The organism is Methylobacterium sp. EM32, from assembly GCF_040593685.1.
Taxonomy (GTDB): domain Bacteria; phylum Pseudomonadota; class Alphaproteobacteria; order Rhizobiales; family Beijerinckiaceae; genus Methylobacterium.
On sequence record NZ_JBEXZS010000144.1, the window covers coordinates 1 to 9,018 of the forward strand.

Genomic DNA, 9,018 nt, shown 5'->3' on the forward strand with positions numbered 1-9,018 from the left:
TCTTGCCGGTGCCGCCTTGAGCGGAATCGTAGGCGGCGGCGGTGCCCGCCACCGTCACGGCGTCGGTGCCGACGAGGCCCGACAGGCCGTAGGTCAGGCTGCCGAGCGGCGCTCCGCCGGTGCCGTCATAGACCTTCGTGGCACTGCCCGCGACCGAGGCGGCGAGCGGCGCCTTGGCGACGGTGAGGGAGCCATCCGCGAAAGTGATGGCGTAGTTGGCCGAGGTCAGGCTGGACGGCGTGATGGCGTAGGAGCCGGCATTCACCGCGCCTTGCGCCGTGCCGCCATAGCTCACGCTGCCGCCGAGGACGGACGGGCCTTCGCCGTTGACGAGGCCGGCATACGAGACGCCGTTGCCACCCGTGAAGGCCTGACCATCATAGGTCCTGGTCGCCGCGTTGGCGGTGACGGTGAGCGGCGCCTGGTTCACGGTCAGGGCGCCGTCCGCGAAGGTGACGGCGTAGTTGGCCGAGGTCAGGCCGGACGGCGTGATGGCGTAGGTGCCGGCATTCACCGCCCCCTGCGCCGTCCCGCCGTAGCTCACGCTGCCGCCGATGACGGACGGGCCTTCGCCGTTGACGAGGCCGGCATACGAGACGCCGTTGCCGCCCGTGTACGCCTGGCCGTCATAGGTCTTGCTCGCCGCTTTCGCCGTAACGGTCAGCGGCGCGGGGGTGATCGAGCCGATCGCCGCGGAGGCGGTCGTGGAGGCCAGGACGTAGTTGCCGGAGGCCGCGCCCGACAGGGCGAGGCCCGTCGCGGTCACGGTCTTGCCGGTCCCGACCCCGGCGCTGTCGAAGGTTGCGCCGGTGCCCGCGACGGAGACGCTGGCAGTGTCCGCCGGTGCCACGCCCGAAAGGCTGTAATGGGTCGGCAGCAGCGAGGCGACGGTGGTGCCGTCATAGGTCTTCGAGACGGTGCCGACCAGCGAGGCCGTTGCCGTCACCGTGGCGGGGATGATGGTGAGGCCGGTCGCGTTCGGGACGGTGACGATGCGGTAGATCCTGCCGGCCGGGCTGGTCGCGACCGCGCCCGCCGCGGTGACCGCGTAGTCGCCGACGGGCGAGATCGTGATCGCGCTCGTCGAGAAGGTGCCGGGGTTGGTGATGAAGTCGCCGGACCGGAGGCCGGCATAGGTCGCCACGAAGTCCGGGTTGTCGGTGTTGTACTTGCGGCTGACGGCGACCGGCGTCACGGCGATGACGGGGGAGACGCCGTAGAGCTGCGGGTAATAGGCAGTCGTGAGACCGCCTTGGCCGGCCTGGTTCGGCGGCGCCCAGACGGTGGCGAAGTCGAAGCCGGCATAGGTCGCCCGGAACGCCGTCAGGTCCTGCATCTGCGCCGTGGTCAGGCCGGTGGCGCCCGTCGTCAGTCCGGCGCCGAAGCCGTTTGCCTGTCCGGTGGTCTGCGTATCCCAATAGAGGTTCGTCAGCAGGCCGCCGCGTCTGTTGCCGACGAGGCCGCCCACATTGGAGGCGCCCGAGACGCTGCCGATGGCGTAGGATTGCCTCAGCGTGCCGTTGTTCGTGCCAACGAGGCCGCCCGCATTCGCCGTACCCGAGACGCTGCCCGTGGCGTAGGATTGGCTCACCGTGCCGAACTGGTTGTAGGCGACGACGCCACCCGCATTGGTGCCCGAGACACTGCCGGTGGCGTAGGACTGGTTCACCGTACCGTAATTGTAGCCGACAATCCCGCCGACGTTGCTGCTGCTGCCAATGCTCGAGATGCTGCCGGTGGCGTAGGACTGGCTCACCGTGCCGTAATTGTTGTAGCCGGCGATGCCGCCGATCGAGAACGATCCCGAGACGCTGCCGGTGTTGTAGGACTGATCCACCGTACCGTAATTGACGTAGGCGGCGACGCCGCCGGCGAAGTAGCCGCCCGAAACGCTGCCGCCGACGAGGCCGAGGCCGCTCACGCGGCCATTCGTGCCGAGATAGCCGATCAGCCCGACGTAAGTCCCACCCCCGTTGACGGTCAGCCCGCTGATCGCGTGGCCCGCCCCGTCCAGGCTGCCGGTGAAGTTCGAGGAGTAGTCACCCACCGGCACGAAGCCGGTAGCGCCCCAGATGCCGGAGGAGGCCGCCGTGCCGGCGGTGGTGCTGGCGTCGATATCCTTGGTCAGCCGGTAGCTGCCCGCGAGGTTCGTCCCCATCAGCTGCAGCTGGTGCAGGTTTGACACCGCGACCACGCCCTTGGCGTCGGCGGTGGCTGCCTCCGCGCGAAGGATCGGCCGCATGTCGCCGGCCTGGTACCAGACGGTGGAGAAGTCGAAGCCAGCGTAGCTCGCGGAGGCGCGCGCCTGCGCCGTGATCAAGCCCGTCGCGCCCGTGGCCGTGCCGCTGCCGACGCCGGCCGCCCGCCCGGTAGAGGCCGTGTCCCAGTAATTGCCCGTCAGTGTGCCGCTGTTGTTGTATCCGACGAGGCCGCCCACGCGGCTGGAGCCCGTGACGCTGCCGCTGGCGTAGGACCCGGTCAGCGTGCTGCCGAGGTTGTTGCTGCCGACGAGGCCGCCCACGCTGTCGGAGCCCGAGACGGCTCCGAGGGCGTAGGACTGGCTCACCGCGCCGCCGCTGGTGCCGACGAGGCCGCCCACGGCGTCTTGGCCCGTGACGGTTCCGGAGGCGTAGGACTGGCTCACCGTGCCGGTGGTGGTGCCGACGAGGCCGCCCGTGCCGGAATTGCCGAAGCCGCCGGAACTCGTGACGCTGCCGGTGGCATAAGACTTGTCGACCGTGCCGCTGCTCCAGCCGACGAGGCCGCCCGTGTCGCTGGCGAGGAAGCCGGCGTTATTCGTGACGCTGCCGGTGGCATAGGACCCGCTCACCGTGCCACTGCTGGTGCCGACGAGGCCGCCCACTCTGTTGCTGGAGCCCTTGACGCTGCCGGTGGCGTAGGACTGGCTCACCGTGCCGCTGTTGTTGCCGACGAGGCTGCCCACGTAGCCGTTGGCCGTGACGCTGCCGCCGACGAGCCCGACGCCGCTCACGGTGGCGCCGCTGCCGAGAGAGCCGATCAGTCCGACGTGATATTGGCTTGGCAGAGCGATGGTGAGGCCGCTGACCGTGTGGCCCGCCCCGGCCAGGCTGCCGGTGAAGGCTGAGGTGTTGTTGCCCACCGGCACGAAGCCGCTTGCGCCCCAGATGCCGGCGGAAGCCGCCGTGCTGCTGGTCGCGCCGGCATCGATGTCGGCGGTGAGCGTGTAGCTCGCCGCGAGGTTGGCCCCCATGAGCTGGAGCTGGTGCAGGTTCGACACCGGGACGACGCCGTTGACCGCCGTCGCCGCCTCGGAGCGCAGGATCGGGCGCATGTCGCCGGCCTGGTACCAGACGGTGGAGAAGTCGAAGCCGGTATACTTCGATGCGGTGCGCGCATCCGCGGTGCTCAGGCCGGTGACGGCCATCAGGCCATATCCCTGGCCGACACCGGAGCTCTTGCCGGAGGTATCCTTGTCCCAGAAGCTTCCGGTGATGCTGGTCCCATCGTGGTAGCCGGCGAAGCCGCCCGTCAAGGTCGTACCCGTGACAGCCCCGGACGAATAGGACTGGTCGATTTTGCCGCCGGACGAGTTCCTGCCCACGAAGCCGCCCACGTAGGACGTGCCCGTGACGCTGCCGGTCGCATAGGACCGCGTGATGGTGGCGTAGATCGAGCCGTTCCAGGCACTCTCTCCGATCAGACCACCGGTAAGGATATCTGAACCGGTGACGGAGCCGGTGGCGTAGGATTCGCTGATGCTTCCCCTGTTCCTGCCGACGAGACCACCGGTCAAGACGTTCCCGGTGACGGTCGAGTTGGAATAGGATGTCGCGATGGAGCCGGCATTGAAGCCGACGAGGCCGCCAGTGATAGTGCCGCCGGTCACCGATCCCGTGGTGTAAGACCGGCTGATCGTGCCGCCATTGTTGGACCCGACGAGGCCACCAACAGCGGTACCGCCCTTCGTGCTGCCGCCGAGCAGGCCGATCTGCGTCACCGATCCGGCGCCGAGATTGCCGATCAGGCCGACGGAGTTCTCGCTCGACCGGTTGATGGTCAGGCCGGAGATGGTGTGGCCAGCGCCGTCCAGGCTCCCGATGAACGGCGTGCCGTTATTCCCCACTGGACGGAACCCGGCGGCCCCGTTCCACGCCGCCGTGCCGGCGGCATCGATGTCGGCGGCGAGCCGGTAGGAGCCCGAGGTGCCCATGCCCTGCACGCCGTAGATGTCGGCGAGCAGGTACGGGGTTGCGCTCGTGCCGTCCCCACCCGTGGCGCGCAGGAACGATCCGGACCGGATCTGGAAGTCGCCGGCCGCGAAGCCCGGCAGGATCGCGGCGTTCTGCACCCAGGAGCCGCCCATCAGGGTGAACCGCCCCACCGACACCGCGTCGGTCGCCGAGATCGTCCCGCCCCCACCCGTGGCCAGGGTGAGCCCGCCGGCCGGCGCCGTGATCGCGGCGTTCAGCGTGATCGCGTTCGTCGCCTGGAGCGACAGGGTCGCCCCGCTGCTCCACGACAAGGGCGCCGTCACGGTGATGTCGCCCGCCTGCGACCCGACCGAGTGGGGGCCGGTCGTCACCGACACGTTGGCGCTGGCGAGCGCCGTCAGCAGCGTGCCGGCATTGATCACCGAATCGTCGCCGGTCGCGGAGAAGCCGCTGTCGGCGGTCTGCGTCCCCGACGAGATCGTGATGTTGTAGGGGTCGAGGAGCAGGGTGCCGAAGGCGCCCTTCGCGGCGGTCAGGTCCGTCCGGCCGTCATAGGCGAGGTGCCCCTTCGACGACACCTCCGCTTCGCCGCCGTTCCCGCTCAGTGCGCCGCCCCGGGCGCTGATCGTGCCGGCGAACCGCGTGCTCGCGTCCGACCACACCACCACGTCGCCGCCGGTGCCGGCCTCGATCGCGTCGGCCCGGATCTCCGTCCCGGCATCGATCGCCACATTCTGCGCGTGCGCCAGCCGCCCGGCGCCCTGGCGCCCGCCGCCGAGCCGCACCACGCCCCCACCGGCCGCGCCCGAAACGTCGATCCGCGCCAGCGTCAGCGCCATCTCCGGCGCCGTCGCCACCACCCGGCCGCCCTGGCCGGTCCGGCCCGTCGCCGCCAGCGTGCCAGTGAGCGCCAGGCCCTCCGTCGCCCGCACCGAGATCCGCCCGCCGCGCCCGCCCGAGGCGTCGAGATTGCCCGCCACCGTCACGTGGCGCCCGGTGACCCGCACCCGGCCGCCGGATTCCGTTCCGGCCCCCGAGGCGTCGAGCCGCGCCCTGGCGCCGACCGTCACCGTCCCGTCGCCGCCCGAGAGCGTGATGCTGCCGTTGCGCCCCGAGACCGCGCGGGCCTCGACCGTCCCCGACAGGTTCACCGCCTGACGCGCCATGTCCCGCGCGGCGGCGGCCGTCAGCACCACGCTGCCGCCATCGGCCGAGATCGTGCCAGAATGCGAGACCAGCGCGCCGCGCCCCTTGGCGTTCGTCGGCACCGCGACCTGCAGGAACCCGTCGCCCGAGAGATCCAGCGTCGCCTGCTCGCCCGAGCCGAGGCCCACCTTGCCCATCGGCACCGCGATCGTGCCGCTGTTCGACACACGGCCGCCGATCAGCGCCGCGTAGCCGCCGCGGCCCACCGTCACCGTGCCGTGGTTCGTCACCTTCGCCGAGGCGCCCGAACCGCGGAACTGGCGCCGGCCCGCCTTGAAGTCCTCGTCGGCGATGCCGAGCGTCGAGGCGACGAAGCCGCCCTCGGCATTCACCCGGCCGGACCGCGTGATGGTGATGCCGTTCGGGTTGACGAGGTAGACCTGGCCGTTGGCATTGAGCTGCCCGGCGATGGTCGAGGGCGTGTCTCCCGTCACCCGGTTGAGGATCGCCGATTGCGCGTCGGGCTGGCGGATGTCGACCCGGTTGCTGCTGCCGATCGAGAAGCCCTGCCAGTTGACGATCGCCGACTGGCTCGACTGCGTGATCGTCATCGCCCCGCCCGACGGCGTCCCGATCGTGACGCCGCCCGAGACCACCTGCCCGCCTGTCGGCAGACCGTGCGCGCCCGCCGGCACGCCTTGCGCCCGGGCGGGCGCGATCCCGACGAGCGCCGTCGAGGCGAGGAGGATTGCGACGAGCGAAGAGCTGAGACGGGCGACGGGCATCACGGCCGGATCCTCTGGGCATCCTCGGGTCGGCGCGCGATCGGCGCAGCCGCGACCCTGGTGCGGGAACGGGGAAAGGGGAGGCGAGCGGACGCGCGACCCGCGCGTCCGTTCAGAACTGGAGCGCGACGCTGAAGGTCAGGCGGTTGTCGGCGGGCAGACGGTCGGAGCGCTCGGCTCGGCCGTACTCGACGGTCACCGCCGCGTTGGTAAAGCTGAAGCTCGGCGCCGCCGCGATCCGCAGGCCGGCCCCGTAGGACACGCCCCGCACCATCGGCCGCTCGAACGCCGTCGGGTTCTGCTGGCGCACCAGGCCGAACGCCCCGAACCCGTACGGGCTCAGGACGAAGGCGCCCGGCGTCGCGCCGGCCGGCGGCAGGCCGTGACCCTGCTGGGCCGGGATCGACGGCAAGCCGAAGGGCAAGGTCACCGGCATGACGAAGGGAAATTGCAGCTCGCCCCGTGTGACGAAACCCTCGTCGCCCTGCAGCAGGCCGGAATCGAAGGTCGACAGGCCTGACAGGTTGGCAATGCCGATCTGCTCGGCGCGGGCGAGCGCCTGGTTGAACGAGGTCTGGGCCCGCGCTCGCACGTCGAAAGTCAGGTGCTCGGCGAGGGGCTGGGTGAAGGCGAGCGCGGCCTCCACCTTCTGGAAGTCCGGCCGCGCGCCCTGGCGCGACAGGGCCGGCAGGCCGGCGCCGGCCAGCGGCGCCTCGCGCGCCCCGAGCCCGTCGATGCCGAACGAGGCGGTCAGTCGCCCGCTGAGCACGCCCTCGGTGGGGAGGAACCACAGGAAGTCGGTGGCGCCGCGGGCGACGCGCAGCCGGTCGAGGGAGAACGGCGCCTCCACCGGCACGCGGATGTTCACCCGCTCCTCCTGCGCGTCGAAGGCGGCCTCAGTGTTGAGAGTGAAGTCGCGCGAGCGGATCAGCGGGTAGCGCAGGCGGGCCGAGTAGCGCGAGAACTCCGAGGCGAAGCCGACCGAGCCGGGCAGCACCCGCGGGGTGGTGCGGGTGTCGGTGGTCTCGAGGGTCAGGGTCAGGCCGTCGGTGCCGAGCGGCAGGATCAGGCCGACGGCGAGCGCGCGATTGCGCGGTTCGCCCCCCAGGAAGGCGGCGGTGCCGCCGGTGGTCGGCAGGCCGAAGGTGCGGAAGTACAGCACCTCGCCGTGGCCGGTGGGCGAGTTGAGGTCGAGGCCGAGCGAGGCGGTGTAGCGGCCGAGCGAGTCGGCGAGCACGTTGTCGATGCCGGTGAAACCGGTGACGGCCTTGTAGCGCGCCTCGACGACGAGGACGCTGGCGCCCGGAACCTGCCCGGGGGCGAGGGTGGAGCGCAAAGCGGTGCCGGGCATGTCGCCGGCGAGCAGCAGCTTGCGCTCGAGGAGGCCGAGGGTCAGGCCGCGTGTGCCGACGAGGGGGGCGAGGATGGCGGCGGCGCGGTCGCGGATCTCGGGGGGCAGGGTGGAGACGTCCACGCGCTCGATGACGCCGTCGACGACGAGGAGGCGGACGTCGCCGCCGTCGCGCAGCTGCTGGGCCGGGAGGACGACGCGCACCAGGGCGAAGCCGGCCTTGGCGTAGGCCTGTTCGAGCTCGCGGGCGGCGGCGAAGATCTCGGCGGCGGAGACGGCGCGGCCGGAGAGGCGGGCCTCGAGGGCGGCGGTGGCGGCGCCGAGGGCGGGCAGCCCGCCCTGGACGTCGAGGCGGCGTACGCGGACGGAGAGCGCGTCGGCGCCGGGGGGCGCTTCGAGCCCGGTGCCCTCCGGAATGGCGATGGCGCCGCCCTGGCGCTGGAGGGGCGGGCTGAACGAGGGCGGGGTGATCTGCGACGCGGTCTGGGCGAGGGCCGGAGCGGCGGTCAGGGCGAGGAGGAGCGCAGATGAACTAACAGAGAGTCCGACCCGGCGCGATGCAACGGAAAATATTCCGGCTCGGTCCGCTCGTTGAATGCTGATCGACACTCTCTCTCTCCGCCCGCCATAGCCCGAAGCGCTGCGCTTATAGGGCATGCCTCAGCGTAAAAAATCGTATTTTTTGTCCTTCCTTGATCGCAGCCTTGGCGTGTTGCAATTTTACGTCGCCATTTCGGCCCGCAATCAGAAGTTCGTCAGATTTAAATCCTACGTCATAATTTTTCATTTCTATATTTTTATATTTATTGAGTATCTATCAAAATATACATCTATTGTTTCTAAATCAAATACTTATAACTTGTTGATCATTAAAAATTTCACTTTTATCCAGTTGAAATTGCAACGTGACGAGATTTTTGAACACGTCGGCTCGCCGATAGTGCGGCATAATTGTGGTCCTGGCTTCCAGATCGGCAAAGTCTGGTTCCAGACAGATAAATTCATCAGGCGCACGAGGCAATCACGATCGGCATGACCGGGCAGATCTTGATCACAGCGCGGCCGATGCGGGGCCTGTGCCCACGATACGTCGGCCCGGTGATGACGTTCGTGGCAGTGCTGCCGCGAACGGCTCGACACCGAAAGCCGGGCGGAGAGCCAGGCGCCCCCGGTGGAAATCCGGCGCGGGCATCGAGGCCGATGACCGGTCGCGCTGCAACGCCGGCCTGCCGGGCACCCTCGACGGGGCCGACTGGATGACCCGCGATCCGGCGCTCGAGGCGGCGGTCGACGAGTGGCTGACGAAGACGCTGAAGAGCGGGGCCTACGCCAAGGCACTGGCCAAGGCGGCGAAGTAGGGGGCGGGTCCTTCTCCACCCAAGCATCAAGAAACTCAGCGTCATCCCGGGGCTCGTCGAAGACGAGAACCCGGGATCCATATCCACCGGCGGTGACGAACGAGGCGGAATGCGATCCGGCTCATTCTGGAACGTCGGCGTTTATGGATCCCGGGTTCCGCTTCGCGGCCCCGGGATGACGCGGA

Annotated in this window: 2 protein-coding genes; both read right to left on the bottom strand. The window is 69.9% G+C overall.

Annotated features, from left to right (window positions below; genetic code table 11):
• The coding region (locus ABZT49_RS19060) for a GLUG motif-containing protein (protein WP_355287997.1) at positions 1 to 6,124 on the bottom strand (6,124 nt) is incomplete at its 3' end.
• Positions 6,125 to 6,236: 112 nt separating this feature from the next.
• Positions 6,237 to 8,084, bottom strand: coding sequence for a ShlB/FhaC/HecB family hemolysin secretion/activation protein (locus ABZT49_RS19065; RefSeq protein ID WP_355287999.1), 1,848 nt, complete (start codon positions 8,082 to 8,084; stop codon positions 6,237 to 6,239).
• Positions 8,085 to 9,018: the final 934 nt, after the last annotated feature.